Raw genomic sequence first — 26,067 nt, 5'->3', positions numbered from 1 at the left:
GTCCCGTGAGGCGGAGAAGGGAGCAGCGCATGGTCACGCCCGACTCCGTTCGGACGGTGATGCACGCCGCCGACATCGCCCGTGCCCTGACTCGGATCTCGCACGAGATCGTCGAGTCCAACAAGGGCCCCGACGACCTCGTACTCCTCGGCATCCCGACCCGTGGCGTCACGCTCGCGGATCGTATCGGCGGTCTCCTCGCCGACATCTCGGGAACCACCGTGCCGGTCGGAGCGCTCGACGTCACGATGTACCGCGACGATCTGCACCGCAACCCGACGCGCGCGCCGCATCCGACGTCCATTCCCGCGGGCGGAATCGACGGAAAGACGGTCGTGCTCGTCGACGACGTGCTGTTCTCCGGCCGGTCGATCCGCGCCGCGTTGGACGCGCTCGGTGACATCGGCCGCCCGGCCGCCGTGCGCCTCGCGATCCTCGTCGACCGCGGGCACCGGGAGCTCCCGATCCGCCCCGACTTCGTCGGAAAGAACCTGCCCAGCGCCCGCAGCGAGCGTGTCAACGTGCACCTCGCCGAGACCGACGGCATCGAAGAGGTGACGATCGCATCATGAGGCACCTCCTCGACACCAAGACGCTCAGCCGCGCGTCCGCGCTGCAGATCCTCGACGTCGCCGAAGACATGCGCGACACGCAGTCGCGCGAGGTCAAGAAGCTGCCGACGCTGCGCGGCAAGACGGTGGTCAACCTCTTCTTCGAAGACTCCACGCGAACGCGGATCTCCTTCGAGGCCGCCGCCAAGCGCCTCTCCGCAGACGTCATCAACTTCTCCGCGAAGGGTTCGTCGGTCAGCAAGGGGGAGTCCCTCAAGGACACGGCCCAGACGCTGCAGGCGATGGGTGCGGATGCCGTCGTCATCCGCCACGGCGCGTCAGGGGCTCCGCGCACGCTCGCCACCAGCGGCTGGATCACCGCCGGCGTCGTCAACGCCGGCGACGGCACCCACGAGCATCCGACGCAGGCTCTTCTCGACGCGTTCACCATCCGCAAGCGCACGTTCGGCGACGACAGTCGGGGGCGGGATCTCAGCGGCATCCGGGTCGCGATCGTCGGCGACATCCTGCACTCGCGCGTCGCGCGCTCGAACGTGTGGCTCCTCGCGACGCTCGGTGCGCATATGACGATCGTCGCGCCGCCCACCCTCGTGCCGCAGGACATCTCGGCGTGGCCGGTCGAGGTGTCCTACGACCTCGACGACGCGATCGGCGCCGGCCCCGATGCGATCATGATGCTCCGCATCCAGCTCGAGCGGATGAGCGCCGCCTACTTCCCCACGGAGCGCGAGTATGCGCGTCGCTGGGGGCTCGACCGGGCGCGCCTCCAGGCACTGCCGGAAGGTAGCATCGTCATGCACCCCGGACCCATGAACCGCGGGCTGGAGATCTCCGCCGACGCCGCCGATTCGCCGCGTTCGACCGTGCTGGAGCAGGTCGCGAACGGCGTCTCGGTGCGCATGGCGGCGCTCTACCTGCTGCTGGCCGGCGAACGGAACGAACAGCGCGACACGACGACGCAGGAGGACGCCCGATGACGTACCTGATCAAGGGAGCCCGCCTGAGCGGCGGGGATGCCGCGGACCTGCTCATCACGGACGGCGTGATCGTCGAGGTCGGCGCCGGCCTCTCGCGCGCGGGTGCGACCGTGATCGACGCCGACGGGCTCATCGCCCTGCCGGGGCTCGTCGACCTGCACACGCATCTGCGCGAGCCCGGCTACGAGGCATCCGAGACGATCCTTTCGGGGTCGCGCGCCGCTGCGGCGGGCGGGTACACGACCGTGTTCGCGATGCCGAACACCTCTCCCGTCGCCGACACGGCCGGTGTCGTCGAGCAGGAGCTCGCTCTCGGCGAGGCCGCCGGCTACGTCCACGTCCAGCCGATCGGCGCCGTGACGGTCGGACAGAAGGGCGAGCGCCTCGCGGAGCTCGGAGCGATGGCGTCGTCCCGCGCGCGTGTGCGCGTCTTCAGTGACGACGGATTCTGCGTCTTCGACCCGCTCATCATGCGACGCGCGCTGGAATACGTGAAGGCGTTCGACGGCGTCGTCGCGCAGCACGCGCAGGACCCCCGCCTGACCGAGGGCGCTCAGATGAACGAGGGGACCGTCTCGGCCGAGCTGGGGCTTGCGGGCTGGCCCGCCGTCGCCGAGGAGGCGATCATCGCGCGGGACGTGCTGCTCGCCGAGCACGTCGGCTCGCGCCTGCACGTGTGCCACCTCTCCACCGCCGGATCGGTCGACATCATCCGGTGGGCGAAGAAGCGCGGTGTGAACGTCACTGCCGAGGTCACGCCCCACCATCTGCTCCTCACCGAGGAGCTGGTGCGCGGGTATGATGCGCGCTTCAAGGTCAACCCGCCGCTCCGCCGCGACGAAGACGTGCGGGCCGTCCGGGAGGGCCTGGCCGACGGCACGATCGACATCGTCGCGACCGACCACGCGCCGCACCCCGACGAGTCCAAGTCGTGCGAGTGGCAGGCGGCCGCGAACGGCATGGTCGGCCTCGAGTCGGCGCTCCGTGTCGTGCACGAGGCGATGGTCGCCACGGGCCTGCTCGACTGGGCCGGCGTTGCCCGCGTCATGTCGGCCGCGCCCGCGCGCATCGGTCGCCTCGCCGACGCCGGAACGCCGCTCGAGGCCGGTGCACCCGCGTCCCTCACGCTCTACGACCCGTCGCCGGCCCGCGTCTTCTCGAGGAACGATCTGCGGGGGAGCAGCGTCAACTCTCCGTACCTGGGCCGGGAGCTTCCCGGTGACGTGCGCTGGACGCTCTTCCGCGGCGCGGTGACGGTCGCCGACGGCGCCGTGGCCGAGTCGATGACGGCGGTCGACGCGTGACCCGCGAGGGCGCACTCCTCGTGATCCTCGCGGTCGTCGTGGTGCTGATCGCGCTCGGCGTGCTCGCCTGGCGACGCCGCACTCGACGTGACGGCGACCTCCGGGCCCCCGTCGGTGAGATCCCGACCGGCGCACGGGCGACATCGGCCGCTTCCGGCTTCTACGTCGCCACGACGCCCCACGACGAGCCGCTCGAGCGCCTCGCGATCGCCGGGCTCGCCTTCCGGTCGCGGGCCGACGTGACGGTGACCGATCACGGGATCGCGTTGGAGCTCCCGGGCGCCGCTCCGCTCTTCATCCCGGTCGCTCAGATCGCCGGCGTCGACCTCGCGCGGGTCGCGATCGACCGCGTCGTGGAGCCCGGCGGCCTCGTCCGCCTCACCTGGCGGGCGCAGCACGGCGAACACGACAGCCGGCTCGTCGACACCTACCTCCGGCCCCAGGATGCCTCGGCGCGCGCGCTCGCGGACGCGATCGCCGCGACGTTGCCGCTCGCCGCGGCATCCGACCCCCACACTTCACCCACCGACACTTCGACGGGAACCGACGCATGACCCCCATCGCCTCCTTCATCACCGACCCCGCCGTCCTCGTGCTCGAGGACGGGTCGCGTCACCCCGGCCGTGCCTATGGTGCGCGCGGCGTGACCCTCGGCGAGGTCGTCTTCGCGACCGGCATGACCGGCTACCAGGAGACCCTCACCGACCCCTCCTACGCCGGCCAGATCGTGCTTCAGACTGCTCCGCACATCGGCAACACCGGGATGAACGGCGAAGACCCCGAGTCGCGCCGCATCTGGGTCGCCGGCTACATCGTGCGCGATCCCTCGCGCGTCGTGTCCAACTGGCGCGCCGACGAGTCGCTCGATGATGCGCTCGTCCGCGACGGCATCGTCGGCATCTCGGGGGTCGACACGCGCGCCATCACGCGTGTCCTGCGCTCGGCGGGCTCGATGCGCGGCGGGGTGTTCTCCGGCAAGGCCGCCGCGCTGGATGCCGAGGAGCAGCTGCGCCTCGTCCGCGAAGCCCCGGAGATGTCGGGCCAGAACCTCTCCGCCGAGGTGTCCGTCGCCGCCGCCGAGGTCACGCCGGCGACGGCCGAGCGGATCGGTAACCTCGCCGTGCTCGATCTGGGCGTCAAGCAGGCCACGATCGACAACCTCGCCGCGCGCGGCTTCGACGTGCACGTGCTGCCGCAGTCGGTGACGATCGACGAGATCCGCGCGATCGATCCGGTCGCGGTGTTCTACTCCAACGGTCCCGGCGACCCCGCGGCGTCCGACGACCACGTCGCGCTCCTGCGCGCGGTGCTGGATGAGCGCCTGCCGTTCTTCGGGATCTGCTTCGGCAACCAGTTGCTCGGTCGTGCCCTCGGATTCGGCACCTACAAGCTGCCGTTCGGTCACCGCGGCATCAACCAGCCCGTCCTCGACAAGCAGACCGGGCGCGTGGAGATCACGGCGCACAACCACGGTTTCGCCGTCGATGCGCCGCTCGAGGGCGAGGTGGACTCGCCGAACGGCTACGGCCGCGTCGAGGTGAGCCACATCGGCCTCAACGACAACGTCGTGGAGGGTCTGCGTGCCCTCGACATCCCCGCGTTCAGCGTGCAGTACCACCCCGAGGCCGCCGCCGGACCGCACGACGCCAACTACCTGTTCGATCGCTTCGCCGATCTCGTTCGCTCGACCCTGGAGGCCAGCAAGTAATGCCCAAGCGCGACGACATCAAGAGCGTCCTCGTCATCGGGTCGGGCCCGATCGTCATCGGCCAGGCCTGCGAGTTCGACTACTCCGGCACCCAGGCGTGCCGCGTGCTCCGCGAGGAGGGCGTGCGCGTCATCCTCGTGAACTCGAACCCGGCCACGATCATGACCGACCCCGACTTCGCCGACGCGACGTACATCGAGCCGATCACCCCGGCGGTCATCGAGACGATCATCCAGAAGGAGAAGCCCGACGCGATCCTGCCGACTCTCGGCGGCCAGACGGCCCTCAACGCCGCGATGGCCCTGCACGAGCAGGGGATCCTGGAGAAGTACGGCGTCGAGCTCATCGGAGCGAAGGTCGACGCGATCCGCAAGGGCGAGGACCGTCAGATCTTCAAGCAGCTGGTGCTGGATGCCGGGGCGGACGTCGCCCGCTCGGTCATCGCCCACACGATGGACGACCTGCTCGCCGGCGCTGCCGAGCTCGGCTATCCGCTCGTCGTCCGGCCGTCCTTCACGATGGGCGGGCTCGGTTCGGGCTTCGCGTACGACGAGGACGACCTCCGCCGCATCGGCGGTGCGGGCCTGCGCGACTCGCCGACCACCGAAGTGCTCCTCGAGGAGTCGATCCTCGGCTGGAAGGAGTACGAGCTCGAGCTCATGCGGGACACCGCCGACAACACGGTCGTCGTCTGCTCGATCGAGAACGTCGACCCCGTCGGCGTGCACACGGGCGACTCGATCACCGTCGCACCCGCCCTCACCCTCACCGACCGCGAGTATCAGAAGCTCCGCGATATCGGCATCGACATCATCCGCGCCGTCGGCGTCGACACGGGCGGCTGCAACATCCAGTTCGCCGTCGACCCGGCGACCGGCCGCATCATCGTCATCGAGATGAACCCGCGCGTGTCGCGCTCGTCAGCGCTGGCGTCGAAGGCCACCGGGTTCCCGATCGCGAAACTCGCCGCGAAGCTCGCGATCGGCTACCGCCTCGACGAGGTCCCGAACGACATCACGCAGGCGACGCCGGCGAGCTTCGAGCCGACGCTCGACTACGTCGTCGTGAAGGTGCCGCGGTTCAACTTCGAGAAGTTCCCGAACGCCGACACCACGCTGACGACCACCATGAAGTCGGTCGGCGAGGCGATGGCGATCGGTCGCAACTACACGACCGCGCTGCAGAAGGCGCTGCGCTCGCTCGAGAAGCGCGGATCGAGCTTCCACTGGGGTCCGGAGTCGCGCAGCGTCGAGGAACTGCTCGAGATCGCGAAGAAGCCGACCGACGGCCGCATCGTCGTGCTGCAGCAGGCCATGCGGCTCGGCGCCACGGTCGAGCAGGCCTTCGAGGCGACGAAGATCGACCCGTGGTTCCTCGACCAGATGGCCCTCATCAACGAGGTCGCCGCGTTCGTGCAGAAGGCTCCTGAGCTGGATGCCGCGACCCTCCGCCTCGCGAAGGAGCACGGCTTCTCGGATGCGCAGCTCGCCGAGCTCCGCGGGGTCTCGGAGTCCGAGATCCGCGGCATCCGCCACAGCCTCGGCATCCGGCCCGTCTACAAGACCGTCGACACCTGCGCGGGGGAGTTCCCGGCGCTGACCCCGTACCACTACTCGAGCTACGACTACGAGACCGAGGTCACGCCCTCCGAGCGGCAGAAGGTCGTCATCATCGGCTCGGGGCCGAACCGCATCGGGCAGGGCGTCGAGTTCGACTACTCGTGCGTGCACGCGTCGTTCGCCCTCGCCGACGCGGGGTTCGAGACCATCATGGTCAACTGCAACCCCGAGACCGTCTCGACCGACTACGACACCTCCGATCGCCTCTACTTCGAGCCGCTGACCCTCGAGGACGTGCTCGAGGTTCTGCACGCGGAGAGCGCATCGGGTGAGATCGTGGGTGTCGTCTGCCAGCTCGGCGGCCAGACGCCGCTCGGCCTCGCGAAGGGGATCGAGGAGGCGGGCTACACGATCCTCGGCACCTCGCCCGCCGCGATCGACATCGCGGAGGAGCGCGAACTCTTCTCGCAGCTACTCGACCGCGCGGGGCTCATCGCCCCGCGCCACGGCACGGCCACGGACGAGGCGGGTGCCATCGCGATCGCCGAGGAGATCGGGTACCCGGTGCTCGTGCGCCCGAGCTTCGTGCTCGGCGGCCGCGGCATGGAGATCGTGTACGACACCGAGAGCCTGCGCGACTACTTCGTGCGCACGGCCGGCGAGGTCGTCATCGAAGAGGGCAAACCGCTTCTCGTCGACCGGTTCCTCGACGACGCCGTGGAGCTCGACGTCGACGCGCTCTACGACGGACACGAGCTCTACATCGGCGGCGTCATGGAGCACCTCGAAGAGGCCGGCATCCACTCGGGTGACTCGTCGTGCACCCTGCCGCCCGTCTCGCTCGGCCGCACCGAGATCGACCGCGTGCGCACCGCGACCCTTGCGATCGCCGAGGGCGTCGGTGTGCGTGGCCTGCTGAACGTGCAGTTCGCGGTCTCGGCGGGCGTGCTCTACGTCATCGAGGCGAACCCGCGCGCGAGCCGCACGGTCCCGTTCGTCTCGAAGGCCCTCGGCATCCCCCTTGCGAAGGCAGCGAGCCGCATCATGGCGGGCGCGACGATCGCAGAGCTCAAGGACGAGGGTCTCCTGCCGGCACAGGACGGGTCGCGTGTTCCGCTCGACGCGCCCGTCGCCGTCAAGGAGGCGGTGCTGCCGTTCAAGCGGTTCCGCACCGCCGACGGTCACACCGTCGACTCCGTCCTCGGCCCCGAGATGCGCTCGACCGGCGAGGTCATGGGAATCGACCGCGACTTCCCGACGGCGTTCGCGAAGAGCCAGGCGGGCGCGTACGGCGGGCTCCCGACCTCGGGCACCGTCTTCCTCTCCGTCGCGGACGACGACAAGCGTGCCGTGATCCTGCCGGCGCACCGGCTGCAGGAGCTCGGCTTCCGCCTGACCGCGACGGAAGGCACCGCCGAGATCCTCGCGCGCAACGGCATCCGCGTCGACGTCGTGAGCAAGTACTCCGACACGCAGGAGTCGGGGGAGCGCAACGTCGTCGACCTCATCAACGCGGGCGAGATCGACATCGTCGTGAACACGCCCTCGGGGGGAATCGCGCGCGCCGACGGCTACGAGATCCGCGCGGCGGCGGTCGCGGCCGACAAGGCGCTCTTCACGACGATGGCGGTGCTGGGCGCCGCGGTGAGCGCCCTGCCGGTGCTGCGGGAGGGCTTCGACGTGAAGAGCCTGCAGGAGTACGCGCAGGATCGCGCCGAGCGCCTCGCGGAGGTCGGTCGGTGAGCTTCGGCGCGCGGCTGCGGGTCGCGCTCGACACGCACGGACCCCTGTGCGTCGGGATCGACCCGCACGAGGCGCTGCTGCGCGCGTGGGGGCTGGATGCCTCGGCATCCGGGGCCCGCGAGTTCGGCCTGCGCACGGTCGAGGCCGCAGCGGGTCGGGTGGGCATCGTGAAGCCGCAGGTCGCCTTCTACGAACGCTACGGCTCGGCCGGGTTCGCGGCGCTCGAGGACGTGATGGCAGCCGCGCGCACGGCGGGGCTCCTCGTCATCGCCGACGCCAAGCGCGGCGACATCGGCACGACGATGGACGGCTACGCCGCGGCGTGGCTCGTCCCCGGTGCTCCGCTCGAGTGCGACGCGGTGACCCTCAGCCCCTACCTCGGCACGGATGCTCTGCACGGGGCGCTCTCCACGGCGCTCGAGCACGACAAGGGCGCGTTCGTCCTCGCCGCGACGAGCAATCCCGAAGCCGCGGCCGGTCAACAGGCACGGATCGACGACGAGGAGACGGTCGCCGAGCGCGTCGCGCACGATGTCGCGGCGCGCAACATCGGGGCCCCCGGTTCGCTCGGCTCGGTCGGACTCGTCGTCGGTGCCACCGTCGATCGGCGTGCTTTCGGCCTCACCGACATCGTGCTCGCCGGCACGCCGATCCTCGCGCCGGGGTTCGGCGCGCAGGGTGCCGAGCCCGCCGACCTCGGCCGCCTGTTCGGCTACGTCGCGTCGCAGGTGGTCGCGAGCGAGAGCCGGAGCGTCTTGTCCGCCGGGCCGGAGCGCCTCGCGGCGCGCATCGAGGAGCGCGTCGCGCTGTACCGTAGAGGGTGATGATCCAGACGCGCCGCCCACCCGAGGTCGACCGCGCCGCGGCATCCCGACGTGCCGTTGCGGCGCGCCGGGAAAGAGCGGCCCTGAAGAAGGACGTCGCGATGCGCGTCCTGTCGGCACAAGAGTTGCTGCGTCGCGCCCAGGAGCACCCCGATACGCCCGCCGGCGCCATGCGCGTCACCGAGTTCCTCACCGCGCTTCCGGCGATCGGCGAGGGCAAGCGCGACCGGATCCTCGCGGAACTCGGCATCGCCCCCGTCAAGCGGCTCGGTGGCCTGGGGCCGCGCCAGCGTGTCGCGCTCGCGCACTGGCTCGACGAGCGCTTCCCCGTTCCGGCTCCGCGTGCGGGTCGCAGCCGCCTCGTCGTCCTCGCCGGCCCGACGGCCGTGGGCAAGGGGACCGTCGCCGCCCACATCAAGGAGCATCACCCCGAGATCCTCCTCTCGGTCTCCGCGACGACCCGCGCTCCGCGTCCGGGCGAAGTGGACGGCGAGCACTACTTCTTCGTCGACGACGCGGAGTTCGACCGCCTCGTCGCGAGCGGCGAGCTGCTCGAATGGGCCACGGTGCACAACGCGTACCGGTACGGCACGCCGAAGGCCCCCATCGAGAAGGCCCTCGCCGAGGGGCGTACCGTCCTCCTCGAGATCGACCTCCAGGGGGCTCGTCAGGTGCGCGCCGCCGCGCCCGACGCGGCTCTCGTCTTCCTGCTCCCGCCGACCTGGGACGAGCTCGTCCAGCGGCTCGTGGGCCGTGGGACCGAAGACGAGGAGGAGCGCGCGCGGCGTCTGCGCACAGCCAAGACCGAGCTCGCCTCGCAGGGCGAGTTCGACTACGTCGTCGTCAACGACGACGTGGCCCGTGCCGCCGCAGAGGTCGCCGCGCTCGCGCGCTGATAGAATGGTCGGATGCCGCGGCATCCTGCGGCTCGCGAGTTTTCCACCGCACGCTTTCACCGCCATCCGATCCTGGAGGTTCATCATGGCCGGACGTGACAAGGGCATCATCGACCCGCCCATCGACGCTCTCCTCGAGAAGGTCGACTCGAAGTACCAGCTCGTCATCTACGCGTCCAAGCGCGCGCGTCAGATCAACGACTACTACTCGGACCTGCACGAGGGCAACCTCTTCGACAACGTCGGACCGCTCGTCGACTCGTCGGTCGAGGACAAGCCGCTGACCATCGCGCTGCACGAGATCCACGAGGACAAGCTGCGCCTTCGTCAGGCCGAGTGATCCGGATGCCGCGGAGCCGCTGACGCTCCGCGGTGTCTGCCATGCCCGCGTGTCCCCGGATGTCGTGCGTTCGCACCGATGTCGGGGACCGCGGGCATGATGGTGTCCGTGCCCGCTGAATCCTGGAGATCCCGATGAGTCTGCGCCTGTTCACCTCCGAATCCGTCACCGAGGGGCACCCCGACAAGATCTGCGACCAGATCTCCGATTCGATCCTCGACGCCCTTCTCGCGGAGGACACGGGGAGCCGTGTCGCCGTGGAGACCCTCGTCACGACAGGCCTCGTGCACGTCGCCGGCGAAGTGCGCACCGACGGCTACGTCGACATCCCGGGCATCGTGCGCCGAGTCGTCAACCGCATCGGGTACACCTCGAGCGAGACCGGATTCGACGGCGACTCGTGCGGCGTCACGGTATCGATCGGCGAACAGTCGAGCGACATCGCCGCCGGCGTCGACACTGCGATCGAGCATCGTGAGGGCGGTTCGGACGACCCCGTCGATGCGCTCGGCGCGGGTGATCAGGGCATCATGTTCGGGTACGCGACGACCGAGACGCCGCAGCTCATGCCGATGGCGATCTGGACGGCGCACCGCCTCGCGGAGCGCCTCACCGACGCCCGCCGGTCGGGTGCGCTCGGCTTCCTCCGCCCCGACGGCAAGACCCAGGTCACCCTCGGGTACGACGGTGCCGTGCCGCGCACCGTCGACACGGTGGTCCTCTCGACGCAGCACAATCCCGACATCTCGCTCGCGGCGCTCCGCGCCGCCGTGCAGGCCGAGGTCATCGACCCGGTGCTCGCGACGACGGGGCTCGACCTGTCGAACGTGCGCTACGTCATCAACCCCGCGGGGCCTTTCGTCACCGGCGGCCCGAAGGGCGATGCGGGTCTCACCGGGAGGAAGATCATCATCGACACGTACGGAGGCGCGGCCCGCCACGGCGGTGGCGCCTTCAGCGGTAAGGACCCGTCGAAAGTCGATCGCTCCGCTGCCTACGCGATGAGGTGGGTCGCGAAGAACGCTGTGGCCGCGGGCCTTGCCGAGCGGCTGGAGGTGCAGATCGCCTACGCCATCGGCCGCGCTGAGCCGGTGGGGCTGTACGTCGAGACGTTCGGCACAGGCGCCGTCGACGACGAGACGATCACGAGGGCGATCCGCGACGTCTTCGACCTGCGACCCCAGGCGATCATCGACGACCTCGACCTCCTGCGCCCCATCTATGCGCAGACTGCGGCGTACGGCCACTTCGGCCGGGAGCTCTCCGACTTCACGTGGGAGCAGACGACGCGCGTCGACGAGCTGCGCGCGGCTGCCCGGCTCTGACCGCGCGGTACGCGCCATGCCCCTCGTCGCGCGCGTCCTGATCGACTCGCCGCTTCCGCAGCTCGATCGGCTGTTCGACTACGCGGTTCCCGCCGCGCTCGAAGCCGATGCGGTGCCGGGCGTCCGCGTCAAAGTCCCACTTCGGACCGCCGGGCGCGTCGTCGAAGGGTACCTCGTCGAGACGGTGGATGCCGCAGACGCCACCCGTACGGCGAAGCCCCTCTCCGAGGTCGAGGCGATCGTCTCACCGGTCGCCGTGCTGCCGCCCGCGCTCTACGCGCTCGCGCGGCGGGCCGCCGACCGTGCGGCGGGATCAGCGAGCGACGTCCTGCGGCTCGTGATCCCGAAGCGCATGGTGCGCGCGGAGAAGGCATGGCTCGCGGCCCGCGACGCGGGGGAGGGCGCAACCGCCGCCGAGGTCGACGAGGCCGCGACGGCGTGGGCCGACGGGATCCTCTCGGGGTATCCCGACCTGCTCCCGGCCCTGTCCGCCCGGGCGCGCATCGCGCTCGACGCGCCACCGCGGCCGGCAGCAGCAGGCGCCACCCCCGTGGGGGCCTGGTCGGAGGTCGTGGCAGCGATCGCCCTCCATACGCTCGGGCGCGGTCAAAGCACGCTCATCGTCGTCCCGGACCAGCGCGACGAGGATCAGGTGCTCGCGGTCCTCGCCGCGCGACTTTCGGGCGATGCGATCGTCCGCGATGATGCCCGACGCCCCGGACCCGAGCGTTACGCCACGTACCTGCGCCTTCTCGGGGGAGCACCCGCGGTCGTGGTCGGCAATCGGTCGACGGTGTATGCGCCGGCACCGGACGTCGGTGCGGTGATCGTCTGGGACGACGGCGATCCGCATCTCGCCGAACCGTTGAGCCCCGGCATCCACGCGCGCGATGCGGCGCTCGTGCGACAGGAGCTCGAAGAGTCGGCGCTTGTCTTCGCGGGGCACACCCGCACGAGCGATGTCGAGAGACTCGTCCAGATCGGGTGGGTCCGCGATGTCCCCGCGCACCGGCGCGAGAGCCCGAGTGTCGTTCTCTCCGCAACGCGCGAGGGTGAGTCCCGAGGTCAGCGCGTGCCGTCGGCGGCCTTCGCGTCCGCGCGCGCCGCGCTCGAGACCGGCCCGGTGCTCGTCCAGGTCGCTCGCCCCGGCTACGCGCCCGTGCTCGTGTGCGCCCAGTGCCGTACGCCGGCGCGTTGTCCGCACTGCACCGGTCCGCTACGCGCCCGCCGTCCTGGCGCGGCGCCGGACTGCACATGGTGCGGTCGCACCATCTCGTCGTGGTCCTGCGCACACTGTCAGTCGACGACGCTGCGTATGGCCTCGTCGGGGAGCGAGCGCACGGCGGACGAGCTGGGCCGGGCGTTTCCGAACACCCGGGTCATCCTCGCCGACGGCGATCATCCGGTGATCTCCGTCGATGCACGACCCGCGCTCGTCGTTGCGACGCGAGGCGCCGAGCCGCACGCCGACGGCGGGTATCACGCCGTGATCCTCCTCGACGGCGACCGGATGCTGCTCGCCGAGCAGCTGCGCATCGGCGAGTCGGCGCTGCGCTGGTGGTCCAACGCCGCGGCGCTCGCGCGTCCCGGGGCTCCCGTGCATCTCGTGGGTGTGACGGGGCCGGTCGCGCGGGCGCTTGCAACGTGGACCCAGCCGGCCTACGCCCGTGCCGAGCTCGTCGACCGCGCGCCGCTGCATATGCCGCCGACCGTGCGGGTCGCTGCGGTCGAGGGGTCGCCGGTGGCGGTGCAGTCGGCGCTGCACGCGCTCCGCGAAGCGGTGCCCGCACTGGATGCCACGGCGATCCTCGGGCCGGTAGCGCAAGAGGCCGATCCGAGAAATGACGGGGGTGTCCGCGCGCTGGTGCGCTTCGACTACGCGCTCGGCCGCGTCGTTGCGGAAAGCCTGCGCGCGTCGGTCGTCGCCGACGCGCTGCGGGGCCGCCGAGCGCGGGCTCGAGGAGACCGCTCTGCGGCGCGGACTACCCTGAGAGTGCGACTCGACGTCCCCGAGCTCGATCTCTGACCCGCGGACGACGTCCCTTCCGACCCCCTTCAGGAGACCCATGCGCATCGTCTTCGCCGGCACGCCGGCGCCCGCGGTTCCCTCGCTGCGCGCTCTCGCCGCATCGGCCCACGAGGTCGTCGGTGTCGTGACGCGTGCCGACGCGCCGATCGGCCGCAAGCGCGTGCTCACGCCGTCGCCCGTCGCGCAGGCCGCCGGGGAGCTCGGTCTGCCGATCATCAAGGCGGACCGCCTCGACGCCGCCGCCACGGAGGAGATCACTGCCCTCGGCGCCGATCTCGGCGTGATCGTGGCGTACGGCGGACTCGTGCGCGAGCCGCTCCTGTCGACGCCGACGCACGGCTGGATCAATCTGCACTTCTCGTTGCTGCCGCGCTGGCGTGGTGCGGCACCCGTGCAGCGGGCGCTCATCGCGGGCGACCGCACGACGGGCGCGGCCGTCTTCCAGCTCGTACCGCAGCTCGACGCCGGCGATGTGTACGCGCAGCTGCGCTACGACATCCCGCGGGGCGCCACGGCGGGCGAGGTGCTCGATGCCCTCGCCGAGCGCGGAGCCGCCCTCATCGCGGGTGTCGTCGACGACATCGCGTCCGGTGGCGCTCACGCGCTGCCGCAGACGGGAGAGCCGACGCTGGCGCCCAAGCTCACGCTCGCCGACGGCGCGCTCGACCTCGAAGACCCCGCCGACGCGGTCCTCGATCGCTATCGTGGCACGACGCCCGAACCGGGCGCCCACGTCGTCGTTGATGGGCAACGCCTCAAGGTGCTCGCGGCGCTGCGCGGCCCCGACGAGCCGCTCGATCCTGGCGCCTTCGCTGCCGTCGGCAGAGACATCCTCCTCGGTACGGGGGAGGGGACGCTCCTCGTGAAAACGGTCCAGCCCGCGGGAAAGGGTCCCATGGCCGCGGCGGACTGGTGGCGCGGGCTCCGCGGCGGGACGCCGCGCGCTGAGCTCGGGGCGCAGCGCCGATGAGCTCGCGCGGCGGCGCCGATGAGCGCGCACGGCCGGCGACCGGGCGTACCCCGCGGTGGGTCGCCTACGACGTGCTGCGCGCTGTGCACACGTCCGACGCCTACGCGAACCTTCTCCTGCCGCGTGCGATCGCGCGCGCCGGGCTGTCCGGCGCAGACGCCGCTCTCGCCACCGAGCTCGCGTACGGCACGCTTCGACGCGAGGGAACGTACGACGCGATCATCGCGGATGCCGCCGGTCGACCCGTCTCGGCGGTCGAGCCTGCCGTGCTCGACGCGCTGCGGCTCGGTGCGCACCAGCTGCTCGCGATGCGCACCCCGTCACACGCCGCGGTGAACGAGACCGTTCGACAGGTGCGCCAGGCAGCTGGATCCTCCGCATCGGGGTTCGCCAACGCGGTCCTGCGTCGCATCTCCGAGCGCAGCCGAGAGGAATGGCTCGAACGGTTGGATGCCGCGGCGCGCTCCGACGACGAACGGCTCTCGGTGCGCTACGCCCACCCCGTGTGGGTCATCCGCGCGTTCCGTCGCGCGTTGGCCGCGGAAGGCCGCGCAGACGAACTCGAAGCCCTCCTCGACGCCGACAACGCCTCGCCGACCGTGACGCTCGCGGCTCTTCCCGGTCTGGCCGAACGTCCGGCCGACGCGACTCCCACGCCGTACTCGCCGATCGGATTCCGCTCGGCCGGGGGAGACCCCGGCGCGGTCGTCGCGGCATCCGACGGTCGCGTCCGCGTGCAGGACGAAGGCTCCCAGTTGGCGGCCCTCGCCCTCGCCCGCGCCGTTCCGGTTACGCCGGGAGAGGTGTGGCTCGACCTCTGCGCCGCCCCGGGCGGGAAGACCGCGGTGCTGGCCGCAGAGGCCCTCGCACACGGTGCCCGTCTCGAGGCCAACGAGCTCTCGCCCGCACGAGCCGGGCTCGTCCGAGACTCCGTCGCGGGCGTGCCGCTCGACGTCCGGGTGTCGGAGGAGGACGGCCGCGTCCGTGCGGGGCGCGGGCGGTACGACCGCATCCTCGTGGACGCGCCGTGTACGGGTCTCGGCGCCCTGAGGCGCCGGCCGGAAGCGCGGTGGCGCAAGCAACCTGCGGACGTTCCCGCGCTCGCATCACTCCAGACCGCGCTCCTGGACGCGGCCGTCGGCGCGCTCAAGCCGGGAGGCATCGTTGCGTACGTCACGTGCTCACCGCACCTCGCAGAGACCGCGGGCATTGTGGCGGAGGTGCTTCGCACGCACGCGGACACGCTGGATGAACTGGACGCCCGCGCGGTCGTCGCCGCCATCTCGAACGCGGAGATCGATCTCGCGGATGCCGGAGCATCGCGTCGCGCACAGCTCTGGCCGCACCGGCACGGAACCGATGCGATGTCGATCTCGCTGCTGCGACGCCGCTGAAACCGTCGGGACGGAACTCACCGAGGTCGGGCGGACACACCTCATTCCCGCGTCGGCATCAATCCCAGCGGACGACGGGCGGCTCTGTCGCCATGTCGACGAGCGGCGATCCCAGCGTGGGCAGGAAGAGGAACGTGCACCCCGTCTGGCGCTGCCCGTTCACTTCGCAGTCGGCGGTCACGTCGAGTCCACCCAGGTACGGCGCCCGCACCTGAGTCGGGTCGCCGAAGATCTCCTCGGGCTCGAGGTTCGCGAGGGTCGCCTGCGTCTCGGCGCGGAGCGTGCGTGTGACGGTGCCATCGATGATCTTCGTGCCGTCGCTGAGGACGTCCGGCAGGTCGATGCCGCAGCCGGCGACGAGGCTCTTGGAGGCGATGCACGTGGTGACCGCGTCGTTCACGGCGCCACGGAAGGTCGTCAGACCTGCGTCGCTGAGCTCGACATCCGCGTCGAACTCGGCGGAGTAGTCATCCGGGTCGCTGACGATCGTGGTGGTCGTCCCGGTGAGTGCGTAGTTCGCGTTGTCGATCGCGAGTTCCACGACGCCGGGGAAGACCGTGATCGTGTCGGAGTCAATCGCGACACCGTTGACCGTGGGGTTGAGCCCGGAGAAGTCGTCGCCCACGTAGATGTCGATCGTGCCGCGACCGAGCGTCCACGAGCCATCGCGCTCGAAGTCGACGGCCTCGAACTGTCCGCTGACCTGCTCCCCGCCGATCGTGTACTCGACGGTGACGGGGACGGAGTACGCCGTGCGGGATGCCTCGGATGCCGTGACGACGACGTCCGCGATCGGACCGGCCGCGGCAGAAGCGGCGAGCGCCTCATCGGTCAGGAGGGTCGTGTCCGCCGGCTTCGCATCGAGGTACGACAATGCCTTTTTGCTGTCGCCCGCCGTGAGGGCGGCGAAGTAGTCCGACACGACCTCCTGGGGGCCGGCGGTCGATCGTCCCGGACCCACCGCGCGGACGGCGAAGACGATGCCCAGGACCACCGCGAGGACGACCACGAGGCCGCCGGCGATGATCCCGATCAGTGCGCCCGTCGGGAGCTTCTTTCCCGGTGGCGGCGTGCCCGTGCCGGGGAGCGGCTGCGGCGAGGCCGCGTACGGCGCCTGCGGTGAGGTCGCGTACGGTGCCTGCGGCGAGGTCGCGTACGGCGTCTGCGGCGCGGAAACGTCGTTCGTCTGCGGAGCGGCGGGGACGTAGGGCTGCTGCGGAGTCGTTTCGCGCAGCACCCACTGGCCGGCCGGCGCATCCCAGCGGTACGCGCCGGACACCCATTCGCCGCGTGCCGCGTCCCACTCGGGCTTCGGCCCGCCTGTGCTCTCACTCATCCGTCGTCCCCCGTGTGCATTCATGTAATCTCGCGTAGGTCGCAGCCGCGACGGTATGAACATACCGGCCCGACCACTCGTCGTGGCGCAGGGCCCCCGGTGACTGTGGATAATGGGCGCGTGGCACGCATCAACCCCAGCATCCTGTCCGCCGACTTCGTCAACATGCAGGCTGACCTCGAACGGATCGGGGATGCCGACTTCGTCCACGTCGACGTCATGGACAACCACTTCGTGCCGAACCTCACGTTCGGCCCCCAGATGGTCGAACGGATCCAGGCCACGAGTCCCGTGCCCCTGGATGTTCATCTGATGATCACGGACCCCGACCGCTGGGCGCCGGGGTACGCGGAGATCGGTGCGGCATCGGTGACGTTCCATCTGGAGGCCGCTGCCGATCCCGTCACTCTCGCCCGGCGCCTCCGAGGCATCGGTGCGCGCGCCGGGGTTGCGGTGAAGCCCGCGACCCCGGTCGAAGGGCTCTACGACGTGCTCGACGAGTTCGATCAGATCCTCGTGATGACTGTCGAGCCGGGCTTCGGGGGCCAGTCGTTCATGCCCGACCAGATGCCCAAGCTCGCCCGTCTGCGTGACGAAGCCCGCCGGCGGGGATCCGAGGTCTGGCTCCAGGTCGACGGCGGCATCTCCGAGTCGACGATCGCGCAGGCGGCCGAAGCCGGTGCGGACACGTTCGTGGCCGGCTCCGCCGTCTTCGGCGCAGCCGATCCTGCGCTGGCGATCGCAGCGCTGCGCTCCACGGCTTCCGCCCATACTCACTGAGGCCGACGCGCACCTCACCCTCTCGCCGACGCGACGGCGGTTCAGTCCTCGATCTCCACGGTCCCGCCGAGCGCGGCGACCTGCTGGCGGACGACAGCGAGCGCGGCGGGGTGCATCTGCGTCACCCCGCGAAGGTCGACGGTGAGGGGAATCGCATCGATGTCGACGTGGATGCCGCGCAGCTGAGCGAGCACCCGCTCCGCACCGCTGAAGGAGAGCTCGCCGTCAAGCGTCACGCGGACCCCGCCGGTGTTGTCGCGCACGATGGCGACGCGCGGCGCCGCGATGGCCTCGTGCTCGTCGAAGACATGCATCCCGAGACCGTCGGAGAGCCTTTCCAGGGTGGCGCTCGCGCGCGTGCTGTTCCCGTGGGCATCCAGACGCGGACTCATGACGCCGACGCCGAATTGGGAGGGCGCGACGGCGATGATGCCACCCGACACTCCGCTCTTGGCGGGAAGCCCGACGCGGAGCAGCCACGATCCGGACCCGTCGTACATCCCGCAGCTGGTCATCACCGAGACGACATCGCGCGCGGTGCGCGCGGTGATGACGCGCTCACCGGTCACCGGGTTCCGCCCGCCGAACGCCAGTGTCGCCGCCATCACCGCGAGATCCGCGACGGTCACGAGCAGTGAGCACTGCCGGAAGTACGCCTCCACCACGTCGTGCGGGTCGCCGTCGATGAGGCGATACGAGCGCAGCAGGTGCGCGAGCGCGCGATTGCGGTGGCCGGTGGCCGACTCAGAGGCGTAAACGGCCTCGTCGGTGGTCAACTCGCGGCCAGCGAACCGCGACAGACCCGCGACGATGGCCGCCACTCGCGCCGAAGGATCCGCCCGAGCGACGAGGGCCGTCGTGGCGATCGCGCCGGCGTTGATCAGGGGGTTGGCCGGGCGCCCCGTGCTCGGCTCCAGGCTGATCGCGTTGAACGGCTCACCGCTCGGCTCGACCCCGACGTGACGGATCACCTCGTCCCGGCCGAGCTCGTCGAGGGCCAGCGCGAAGACGAACGGCTTCGAGATCGATTGGATGGTGAAGGCGAGCTCGGCATCTCCGGCGGCGACGACGCCGCCGGCAGGTCCGGCCACCGCGACGGCCAGTCGATCCGGCGCTGCGCGGGCGAGTTCGGGAATGTAGTCGGCGACCTGCCCGGCATCCAAGCCGCGGACATCGTCCAGGACTCCTTCGAGCAATCGTCGGACCGGTTCCATGCGTTGACGATATCGCTGCGAGAGCGTGACCCCTCCGGGACCGGTAGCCTGTCAGGGTGAAGACGTTCGACGGCCTGTTCGCGGAGCTGACCGCCACGGCGGCCTCCCGCCCCGAAGGATCCGGCACGGTTGCGCAGCTCGATCGCGGTGTCCACGCGATCGGCAAGAAGATCGTCGAAGAGGCCGCCGAGGTCTGGATGGCCGCCGAGTTCCAGTCAGACGCCGAGACGGCCGAAGAGATTTCGCAGCTGCTGTATCACCTGCAGGTGCTGATGCTCGCGAAGGGCCTCACGCTCGAAGACGTCTACCGACATCTCTGAGCGCGCTCCCTTCCTCTCTACAGCCGCCCTGAACCGAAAGCTCACTCGACATGCTGCGAATCGCCGTGCCGAACAAGGGGTCGCTTGCCGACACCGCCGCCGAGATGCTCGCCGAGGCCGGATACACCGGCCGTCGCGACCCCAAGGATCTCCACGTCATCGACCCCGTCAACGAGGTCGAGTTCTTCTACCTGCGGCCGAAGGACATCGCGACCTACGTCGGGTCGGGCGCGCTCGACGTCGGCATCACCGGTCGTGATCTTTTGCTGGACGCCCGGATGCCGGGTGCTCGCGAGATCGAACAACTCGGCTTCGGCGGCTCGACGTTCCGCTTCGCCGGCCCTCCCGGCCGCTTCCACGACATCAGCGATCTCGAGGGCCTCCGGGTCGCGACCGCCTACCCGGGGCTCGTCGACGGATTCCTCGACGAACAGGGCGTCGCGGTCGATCTCGTGCCGCTCGACGGTGCCGTGGAGTCCGCCGTGCAGCTGGGCGTCGCGGATGCCGTGGCGGATGTCGTCTCGACCGGCACGACGCTGCGCCAGGCCGGGCTGGAGATCTTCGGACCCGTGCTTCTGGAGTCGGAGGCCGTCCTCATCGGCGCTCCCGTGGAGGCGGACGGCACGGAGACCCTGCTGCGACGCCTCCGCGGAGTCATGGTCGCGCGTCGCTACGTGCTGATCGACTACGATCTGCCGGCCGACCTCGTCGACACGGCCGTCGCGCTCGCACCCGGGATCGAGTCGCCGACGATCTCGCCGCTGCGCGACCCCGCGTGGGTCGCGGTGCGCGTCATGAGCCCGCGGAAGACGGTGAACCAGGTGATGGACGCTTTGTATGCCATCGGCGCGCGCGCGATCCTCGTCACCGCCATCCACAACGCGAGGCTCTGATGTCGCTCGCGTGTCGTGTCATCCCGTGTCTCGACGTCGCCGCCGGCCGCGTCGTCAAGGGCGTGAACTTCGAGAACCTGCGCGACATGGGCGACCCCGTCGAGCTCGCCGCCCTGTACTTCGCTCAGGGAGCCGATGAACTGACCTTCCTCGATGTGACGGCGACGGTGGATGACCGTGCGACGACATACGACGTCGTGCGCCGGACGGCCGAAGAGGTCTTCATCCCGTTGACAGTCGGCGGGGGAGTGCGCTCTGCCGACGACGTCGCGCGACTCCTCGGTGTCGGCGCCGACAAGGTCGGGGTGAACTCGGCCGCGATCGCACGTCCCGATCTCATCGGAGAGATCGCCGACCGGTTCGGCGCGCAGGTGCTCGTCCTCTCTCTCGACGTCAAGCGCGCTCCCGGCACCCGATCCGGGTTCGTCGTCACGACGCACGGAGGTCGCACGCTCACCGAGCTCGACGCCCTCGACTGGGCGCGCGAGGCGATCGACCGCGGTGCGGGGGAGCTCCTCGTCAACTCGATCGACGCCGACGGCACGAAGGACGGGTTCGACCTCGAGCTCGTCGCCCTCATGCGGGAGATCTCGTCGGTCCCGGTGATCGCCTCGGGTGGCGCCGGGGCCGCACGCGACTTCGCCCCCGCCATCCACGCGGGAGCTGACGCGGTGCTCGCGGCATCCGTCTTCCATTCCGGTGAACTCTCCATCGGCGACGTGAAGGATGCTCTGGCATCCGGCGGAATCGAGGTGCGGCGATGACCGACGACATCCGGATCGACCGCGTCGCCTGGAACGCCGATGGGCTGGCCCCTGCGATCATCCAGCAGTACGACACCCGCGAGGTGCTGATGCTCGGTTGGATGGATGCCGAGGCTCTGCGCCGCACCCTGACCGAGGGCCGCGTCACGTTCTGGTCGCGCTCGCGGCAGGAGTACTGGCGGAAGGGCGACACTTCCGGCCACGCGCAGTACGTGAAGGGCGCACGCCTGGATTGTGACGGCGATGCGCTCCTCATCTCCGTCGAGCAGGTCGGCGCCGCGTGCCACACCGGCGACCACACCTGCTTCGATGCCGACGACCTTGCGCCCATCACGGGCACCGCGCCGTGATCGCCCGCGCGCGATTGACCAGCGTGCTCGCGATCGTCGTCGGCGGCGCGATCGCGATCATCTCCTCGACGCAGACGTGGCTGGAGGTCACGCTGCGCGCGGGAGCGAATGAGCCCCTGCCCGTGCCCGGCGCATCGGCGATGCCGGTGCTCGCGCCCCTCAGCCTCGCCGCGCTCGCTCTGGGACTCGCGTTGACGGTCGTCGGCCGGGCGCTCCGCTACGTCTTCGGCGTGCTCGGCGTCGTCATCGGTGGGGCAGTCCTCATCGCCGCCGCCCGCATCGCGCTGGAGCACCCGACCGATGCCGTGGCCACCGTCGTGACGGCGTCGACGGGGCTTTCCGGGGCCGATGCCGTCGCCGATCTCGTCGACGTCGTCACCGGCACGTTCTGGCCCTTCGCCGCTGCGGTGGCGGGGCTTCTGATCCTCGTCGGCGGCGCTTTCACGCTCGCGACGGCGCACCGGTGGCGCTCGGGCGGCCGTCGCTACCAGCGCGAGCCGGTCACGGGGCACGCCGACTCCGGGTCGCGCCCGCAGGACGCGATCGACGCGTGGGACGACCTGTCGCACGGCGACGATCCGACCGCCCGCTAGACTCGGAGACGAGCCGCCCGCGTCAGAACGGCGCCACAACAGTGCCACCGCAGTGCCTCACGGCAGAAGGAGAATCATGAGCAGCATCGACGACCCCGGCCACGGACACTCCCCGGCCGCTTGGACCGCCGTTGTGATCATGCTCGTCGCCGTGACCCTGGGCACCGTGTTCTTCTTCTTCGACATGCCGGTCCTCGTGTGGGCGTCGTTCGGCCTCCTCGTGGCGGGCGCGATCGTCGGCTGGGCGCTGGCCAAGGCCGGTTACGGCGCGCGCGGCCCGAAGTACTCGCCGAAGCAGCACTGATCATGCTGGCAGACCTCACCGCGGGTGCGGTGGAGGATGCCGAGGCCCGCGCCGCGCTCAGGCCGCTCGCCGAGGTGGAGCGCGCCGCGCTCGCTCAGGGACCGGCGCTCGACGCCCTCGCCGCCCTCGCTCCCGCCGACCGCGTCAAGATCATCGCCGAGGTCAAGCGCGCGAGCCCGTCGCGCGGCGACCTGGCATCCATCCCCGACCCGGCCCTCCAAGCCGCGCGCTACGAGCAGGGGGGCGCCTCGGCGATCTCCGTGCTCACCGAGGGACGGAAGTTCAAGGGTTCGCTCGCCGACCTCGAAGCGGTGAAGAGCCGCGTGCGCCTGCCGGTCCTCCGCAAGGACTTCATCGCGACCCCGTACCAGATCCTCGAGGCGCGGGCCTCCGGTGCCGATCTCGTGCTGCTCATCGTGGCCGCCCTCGAGCAGCCGCTCCTGCGGGAACTGCATTCCCTCGTGACCGAGCTCGGCATGACGCCTCTCGTCGAGACCCACTCGCGGGAGGAGCTCGAGCGTGCGGCCGACCTGGGCGCCCGACTCATCGGCGTGAACGCGCGGGACCTCTCGACCTTCGAGCTCGACCGCGACCTGTTCGGCTCGCTTGTCGAGCGCTTTCCCGCGGATGCCGTGAAGATCGCCGAGTCCGCGGTGCTCTCTCCCTCCGACGTCGCGCACTACCGGGAGGCGGGCGCCGACGTCGTCCTCGTGGGTGAGGCGCTCGTCACCAACGATCCGGTATCCACTCTGCACGCATTCCTCGAGGCGGGATCATGACCAGCTTGCGCGACCAGCACGGTCCGTTCTTCGGCGACTTCGGCGGGCGCTACATGCCCGAGTCGCTCATCGCCGCGATCGATGAGCTGACGGCGGAATACGAGGCTGCGAAGGCCGACCCCGCCTTCGAGGCCGAGTTCGAAGCGCTCCTGCACTCCTACGCCGGGCGACCTTCGGCGCTGACCGAGGTGCCGAGGTTCGCGCAGCACGCGGGCGGGGCGCGCATCTTCCTCAAGCGCGAGGACCTCAACCACACGGGCTCCCACAAGATCAACAACGTGATCGGGCAGGCGCTCCTCACGAAGCGTCTCGGCAAGACCCGCGTCATCGCCGAGACCGGCGCCGGCCAGCACGGTGTCGCGACCGCGACGGCGGCGGCTCTGTTCGGCTTCGACTGTACGGTCTACATGGGCGAGGTCGACACCGAGCGGCAGGCGCTCAACGTCGCACGCATGCGTCTGCTCGGCGCCGAGGTCGTGCCCGTGACGACCGGGTCGCGAACGCTCAAGGACGCGATCAACGAGGCGTACCGCGACTGGGTTGCCTCGGTCGAGACGACGAACTACATCTTCGGCACGGCGGCCGGGCCGCATCCGTTCCCTGCGATGGTGCGCGACTTCCAGAAGATCATCTCCGAGGAGGCACGCGCGCAGCTTCTCGACGAGACGGGGCGACTGCCGGATGCCGTCGTCGCCTGTGTCGGCGGCGGCTCCAATGCGATCGGCATGTTCGACGCCTTCCTCGATGACGCCAACGTGCGTCTGTACGGGGTGGAAGCGGCCGGCGACGGCGTGGATACGGAGAAGCACGCGGCTTCCATCGAACGCGGGCGACCAGGCGTGCTGCACGGGGCTCGAACGTTCGTCCTGCAGGACGAGGACGGGCAGACGGTCGAGTCGCATTCGATCTCGGCCGGTCTCGACTATCCGGGCGTCGGTCCCGAGCACTCCTGGCTCGCCTCCATCGGTCGCGCCGACTACATCCCCGCGACCGACACCGAGGCGATGGAGGCGCTCCGTCTGCTCAGCCGCACGGAGGGCATCATCCCCGCGATCGAGTCGGCGCATGCCCTCGCGGGTGCGCTGCGGCTCGGGCGGGAGCTCGGGCCGGACGCGATCATCGCCGTGAGCCTCTCCGGACGGGGCGACAAGGACATGGACACCGCGGCCCGTTGGTTCGGACTGTACGACGAGGGCGCCAGCCCGGTCGAAGAGCCCGCCGCCACCGACGGCGCCAAGGGGGAGGGGACCGAACTGTGAGTCGGGTCACGGATGCCATCGACGCGGCTCACGCGGATGGACGCGGCGCCTTCGTCGGGTACCTCCCGATCGGCTACCCCGACCTCGATACCTCGGTCGAGGCGGCCGTCGCTCTCGCAGAGGCCGGCGCCGACATCCTCGAGCTGGGACCGCCGTACTCCGACCCGGTCATGGACGGTCCCGTCATCCAGGAAGCGACCGGTGCTGCCCTGGCCGCCGGGTTCCGGCTGCGCGACACCTTCACCGCGGTGCGCGCGATCGCCGAGCGCACCGACGTGCCGATCCTCGTCATGACGTACTGGAATCCCGTCGTGCAGTACGGCGTCGACCGCTACGCCGACGATCTCGCCGCCGCTGGCGGCGCGGGACTGATCACTCCCGACATCACCCCGGATGCCGCCGCCGACTGGATCGCCGCGTCCGAGCGCACGGGACTCGATCGTGTCTTCCTGGCCGCGCCCACCTCCACCGACGAACGGCTCGACCTCATCGTCCGCTCGTCGACGGGCTTCGTCTACACGGTCTCGACGATGGGGATCACGGGGGAGCGGGCGGAACTGGATGCCGCGGCGCGGACCCTCGTCGCACGCCTGCGCGACCACGGCGCGGAGCGTGCGTGCGTCGGCATCGGCATCTCGACGCCCGACCAGGTCGCCGGGGTCATGGAGTATGCCGACGGCGCGATCGTCGGTACAGCGCTCGTGCGAGCGCTGCGCGACGGGGGCGTCGACGGGCTCTCCGCCGAGGCGCGCGCTCTCGCATCCGGCACCCGCCGCTGACGCGGCGCGGGGGAGGCGCGACGGGCGAAGTAGACTTCCCCTCGTGCTTTCCACCGCCTCCGTCGCCGCGTCGATTCCGAGCCCCTCGATCAGCTCGTTCCAGATCGGCCCGCTGACGATCCACTTCTACGCCCTCTGCATCCTCACGGGGATCGTCGTCGCTGCGATCATGACCAATCGCCGCCTGACCAGACGCGGAGCCGAGCCGTGGGTCGTGATCGACATCTGCCTGATCGCCGTCCCCCTCGCGATCATCGGCGCCCGCATCTTCCACGTCGTCACCCACTGGGGCTTCTATTTCGGCGACGGTAAGGACATCTGGGCGATCTTCCGCATCTGGGAGGGTGGCATCGCGATCTTCGGTGCCCTCATCGGCGGCGCGATCGGCGCCTGGCTCGGCTGCAAGTGGACCGGCATCCGGTTCTGGACTTTCGCGGACGCCCTTGCACCGGGGCTTCTCCTCGCGCAAGCGCTCGGACGTTTCGGCAACTGGTTCAACCAGGAGCTCTACGGCCTCCCCACCGACCTCCCCTGGGGCCTTGAGATCGACTATCCGAACGCGGCGTGGCCCGCGGGGCTTCCCGAGGGCACCCTCTTCCACCCCACGTTCCTCTACGAGGTGATCTGGAACACGCTCGGTGTCATCTTCCTCCTGTGGGCGGGAAAGCGGTTCACGCTGCAGTGGGGACGCCTGTTCGCCCTCTACCTCGTCTGGTACAGCGCGGGCCGCGTCGTCTGGGAGAACATCCGCATCGACCCGAGCGAGGTCTTCTTCGGTCTGCGCACCAACGTCTGGGCGGCGATCTTCGGCGTCGTGATCGGAATCGTCATCTTCTTCGTGCAGAAGCGCCGCCACCCGGGACGGGAGCCCTCGCCGTACCAGCCGGGACGCGAAGGCAGCCGCAGAGGGAATGTACAATCGCAGAACACCGACGAATTCGTCGACGTCAGCGCACCCCCGACGTCCGATACCGTCGCGGACACTGCCACAAGCGCCGTCGCCTCGAAGTAGCACCCCGCTACACACTCTGCTTGACACACACCCTGCTTGACAC

The 26,067-nt window shown here is 70.4% G+C and carries 26 protein-coding genes; 24 read left to right on the top strand and 2 right to left on the bottom strand.

Annotation, left to right across the window (positions count from 1 at the left end):
* Positions 1 to 29 precede the first annotated feature (29 nt).
* From pyrR to WFI52_RS06710, 13 genes are all read left to right on the top strand, one after another.
* Entirely contained in the window at positions 30 to 572 is a 543-nt protein-coding gene (gene pyrR / locus WFI52_RS06770) for a bifunctional pyr operon transcriptional regulator/uracil phosphoribosyltransferase PyrR (RefSeq protein ID WP_336626244.1), read from the top strand.
* A complete protein-coding gene (locus WFI52_RS06765; RefSeq protein WP_336626243.1) occupies positions 569 to 1,549 on the top strand; it encodes an aspartate carbamoyltransferase catalytic subunit in 981 nt (326 codons plus the stop codon). Before pyrR ends, WFI52_RS06765 begins: the two co-directional genes overlap by 4 nt.
* A complete protein-coding gene (locus WFI52_RS06760; protein WP_336626242.1) occupies positions 1,546 to 2,853 on the top strand; it encodes a dihydroorotase in 1,308 nt (435 codons plus the stop codon). The genes WFI52_RS06765 and WFI52_RS06760 overlap by 4 nt, the downstream gene beginning before the upstream one ends.
* Positions 2,850 to 3,407 (top strand): PH-like domain-containing protein, encoded by a 558-nt coding sequence (locus tag WFI52_RS06755; RefSeq protein WP_336626241.1) that lies wholly within the window; start codon positions 2,850 to 2,852, stop codon positions 3,405 to 3,407. Before WFI52_RS06760 ends, WFI52_RS06755 begins: the two co-directional genes overlap by 4 nt.
* A complete protein-coding gene (carA, locus tag WFI52_RS06750) occupies positions 3,404 to 4,561 on the top strand; it encodes a glutamine-hydrolyzing carbamoyl-phosphate synthase small subunit (RefSeq protein ID WP_336626240.1) in 1,158 nt (385 codons plus the stop codon). Before WFI52_RS06755 ends, carA begins: the two co-directional genes overlap by 4 nt.
* Positions 4,561 to 7,863, top strand: a complete 3,303-nt coding sequence (gene carB, locus WFI52_RS06745) for a carbamoyl-phosphate synthase large subunit (protein WP_336626239.1) — start codon at positions 4,561 to 4,563, stop codon at positions 7,861 to 7,863. The genes carA and carB overlap by 1 nt, the downstream gene beginning before the upstream one ends.
* A complete protein-coding gene (pyrF, locus tag WFI52_RS06740) occupies positions 7,860 to 8,687 on the top strand; it encodes an orotidine-5'-phosphate decarboxylase (protein WP_336626238.1) in 828 nt (275 codons plus the stop codon). The genes carB and pyrF overlap by 4 nt, the downstream gene beginning before the upstream one ends.
* Complete coding sequence (gene gmk, locus WFI52_RS06735) at positions 8,687 to 9,583, top strand: guanylate kinase (RefSeq protein WP_336626237.1); 897 nt, start codon at positions 8,687 to 8,689, stop codon at positions 9,581 to 9,583. Before pyrF ends, gmk begins: the two co-directional genes overlap by 1 nt.
* 85 nt (positions 9,584 to 9,668) lie before the next feature.
* Positions 9,669 to 9,923, top strand: coding sequence for a DNA-directed RNA polymerase subunit omega (gene rpoZ / locus WFI52_RS06730; protein ID WP_292861607.1), 255 nt, complete (start codon positions 9,669 to 9,671; stop codon positions 9,921 to 9,923).
* A gap of 134 nt (positions 9,924 to 10,057) precedes the next feature.
* Complete coding sequence (gene metK / locus WFI52_RS06725; protein ID WP_336626236.1) at positions 10,058 to 11,248, top strand: methionine adenosyltransferase; 1,191 nt, start codon at positions 10,058 to 10,060, stop codon at positions 11,246 to 11,248.
* Positions 11,249 to 11,264: 16 nt separating this feature from the next.
* On the top strand, positions 11,265 to 13,274 hold the full coding sequence (locus WFI52_RS06720) for a primosomal protein N' (RefSeq protein WP_336626235.1): 2,010 nt from the start codon (positions 11,265 to 11,267) through the stop codon (positions 13,272 to 13,274).
* A 40-nt stretch (positions 13,275 to 13,314) separates the two neighbouring features.
* Positions 13,315 to 14,247, top strand: coding sequence for a methionyl-tRNA formyltransferase (gene fmt / locus WFI52_RS06715; protein WP_336626234.1), 933 nt, complete (start codon positions 13,315 to 13,317; stop codon positions 14,245 to 14,247).
* Positions 14,244 to 15,641 carry an RsmB/NOP family class I SAM-dependent RNA methyltransferase gene (locus WFI52_RS06710; protein ID WP_336626233.1) on the top strand — a complete coding sequence of 466 codons (1,398 nt, stop codon included), beginning with the start codon at positions 14,244 to 14,246 and terminating at the stop codon, positions 15,639 to 15,641. The genes fmt and WFI52_RS06710 overlap by 4 nt, the downstream gene beginning before the upstream one ends.
* 58 nt (positions 15,642 to 15,699) lie before the next feature.
* On the opposite strand, the gene WFI52_RS06705 is transcribed toward WFI52_RS06710, so the two are convergent.
* On the bottom strand, positions 15,700 to 16,977 hold the full coding sequence (locus WFI52_RS06705) for a hypothetical protein (RefSeq protein WP_336626232.1): 1,278 nt from the start codon (positions 16,975 to 16,977) through the stop codon (positions 15,700 to 15,702).
* A gap of 120 nt (positions 16,978 to 17,097) precedes the next feature.
* Here WFI52_RS06705 and rpe point away from each other — a divergent pair, with 120 nt between their 5' ends.
* On the top strand, positions 17,098 to 17,757 hold the full coding sequence (gene rpe, locus WFI52_RS06700) for a ribulose-phosphate 3-epimerase (RefSeq protein WP_336626231.1): 660 nt from the start codon (positions 17,098 to 17,100) through the stop codon (positions 17,755 to 17,757).
* Positions 17,758 to 17,798: 41 nt separating this feature from the next.
* On the opposite strand, the gene glsA is transcribed toward rpe, so the two are convergent.
* On the bottom strand, positions 17,799 to 18,971 hold the full coding sequence (gene glsA / locus WFI52_RS06695; RefSeq protein ID WP_336626230.1) for a glutaminase A: 1,173 nt from the start codon (positions 18,969 to 18,971) through the stop codon (positions 17,799 to 17,801).
* Between the two features lie 56 nt (positions 18,972 to 19,027).
* Between glsA and WFI52_RS06690 the strand changes: the two genes are divergently transcribed.
* From WFI52_RS06690 to lgt, 10 genes are all read left to right on the top strand, one after another.
* On the top strand, positions 19,028 to 19,291 hold the full coding sequence (locus tag WFI52_RS06690; protein ID WP_336626229.1) for a phosphoribosyl-ATP diphosphatase: 264 nt from the start codon (positions 19,028 to 19,030) through the stop codon (positions 19,289 to 19,291).
* A 50-nt stretch (positions 19,292 to 19,341) separates the two neighbouring features.
* Positions 19,342 to 20,184 carry an ATP phosphoribosyltransferase gene (gene hisG / locus WFI52_RS06685; RefSeq protein WP_336626228.1) on the top strand — a complete coding sequence of 281 codons (843 nt, stop codon included), beginning with the start codon at positions 19,342 to 19,344 and terminating at the stop codon, positions 20,182 to 20,184.
* Positions 20,184 to 20,948 carry an imidazole glycerol phosphate synthase subunit HisF gene (gene hisF / locus WFI52_RS06680; RefSeq protein WP_336626227.1) on the top strand — a complete coding sequence of 255 codons (765 nt, stop codon included), beginning with the start codon at positions 20,184 to 20,186 and terminating at the stop codon, positions 20,946 to 20,948. The genes hisG and hisF overlap by 1 nt, the downstream gene beginning before the upstream one ends.
* A complete protein-coding gene (gene hisI, locus WFI52_RS06675) occupies positions 20,945 to 21,298 on the top strand; it encodes a phosphoribosyl-AMP cyclohydrolase (RefSeq protein WP_336626226.1) in 354 nt (117 codons plus the stop codon). Before hisF ends, hisI begins: the two co-directional genes overlap by 4 nt.
* Complete coding sequence (locus WFI52_RS06670) at positions 21,295 to 21,891, top strand: Trp biosynthesis-associated membrane protein (protein WP_336637401.1); 597 nt, start codon at positions 21,295 to 21,297, stop codon at positions 21,889 to 21,891. Before hisI ends, WFI52_RS06670 begins: the two co-directional genes overlap by 4 nt.
* 76 nt (positions 21,892 to 21,967) lie before the next feature.
* Positions 21,968 to 22,195 carry a DUF6704 family protein gene (locus tag WFI52_RS06665; protein ID WP_442927712.1) on the top strand — a complete coding sequence of 76 codons (228 nt, stop codon included), beginning with the start codon at positions 21,968 to 21,970 and terminating at the stop codon, positions 22,193 to 22,195.
* 2 nt (positions 22,196 to 22,197) lie between these two features.
* On the top strand, positions 22,198 to 22,974 hold the full coding sequence (gene trpC / locus WFI52_RS06660) for an indole-3-glycerol phosphate synthase TrpC (RefSeq protein ID WP_336626224.1): 777 nt from the start codon (positions 22,198 to 22,200) through the stop codon (positions 22,972 to 22,974).
* The gene (trpB, locus tag WFI52_RS06655; RefSeq protein WP_336626223.1) at positions 22,971 to 24,233 is read left to right on the top strand and encodes a tryptophan synthase subunit beta; all 1,263 of its coding nucleotides are present in this window, start codon (positions 22,971 to 22,973) and stop codon (positions 24,231 to 24,233) included. Before trpC ends, trpB begins: the two co-directional genes overlap by 4 nt.
* On the top strand, positions 24,230 to 25,012 hold the full coding sequence (gene trpA / locus WFI52_RS06650; protein WP_336626222.1) for a tryptophan synthase subunit alpha: 783 nt from the start codon (positions 24,230 to 24,232) through the stop codon (positions 25,010 to 25,012). Before trpB ends, trpA begins: the two co-directional genes overlap by 4 nt.
* Before the next feature lie 43 nt (positions 25,013 to 25,055).
* A complete protein-coding gene (gene lgt / locus WFI52_RS06645) occupies positions 25,056 to 26,024 on the top strand; it encodes a prolipoprotein diacylglyceryl transferase (protein WP_336626221.1) in 969 nt (322 codons plus the stop codon).
* Positions 26,025 to 26,067: the final 43 nt, after the last annotated feature.

The sequence above is a fragment of the Microbacterium sp. MMO-20 genome (assembly GCF_037147735.1).
Classification (GTDB): domain Bacteria; phylum Actinomycetota; class Actinomycetes; order Actinomycetales; family Microbacteriaceae; genus Microbacterium.
This window is presented reverse-complemented; position numbering and strand designations above follow the sequence as displayed.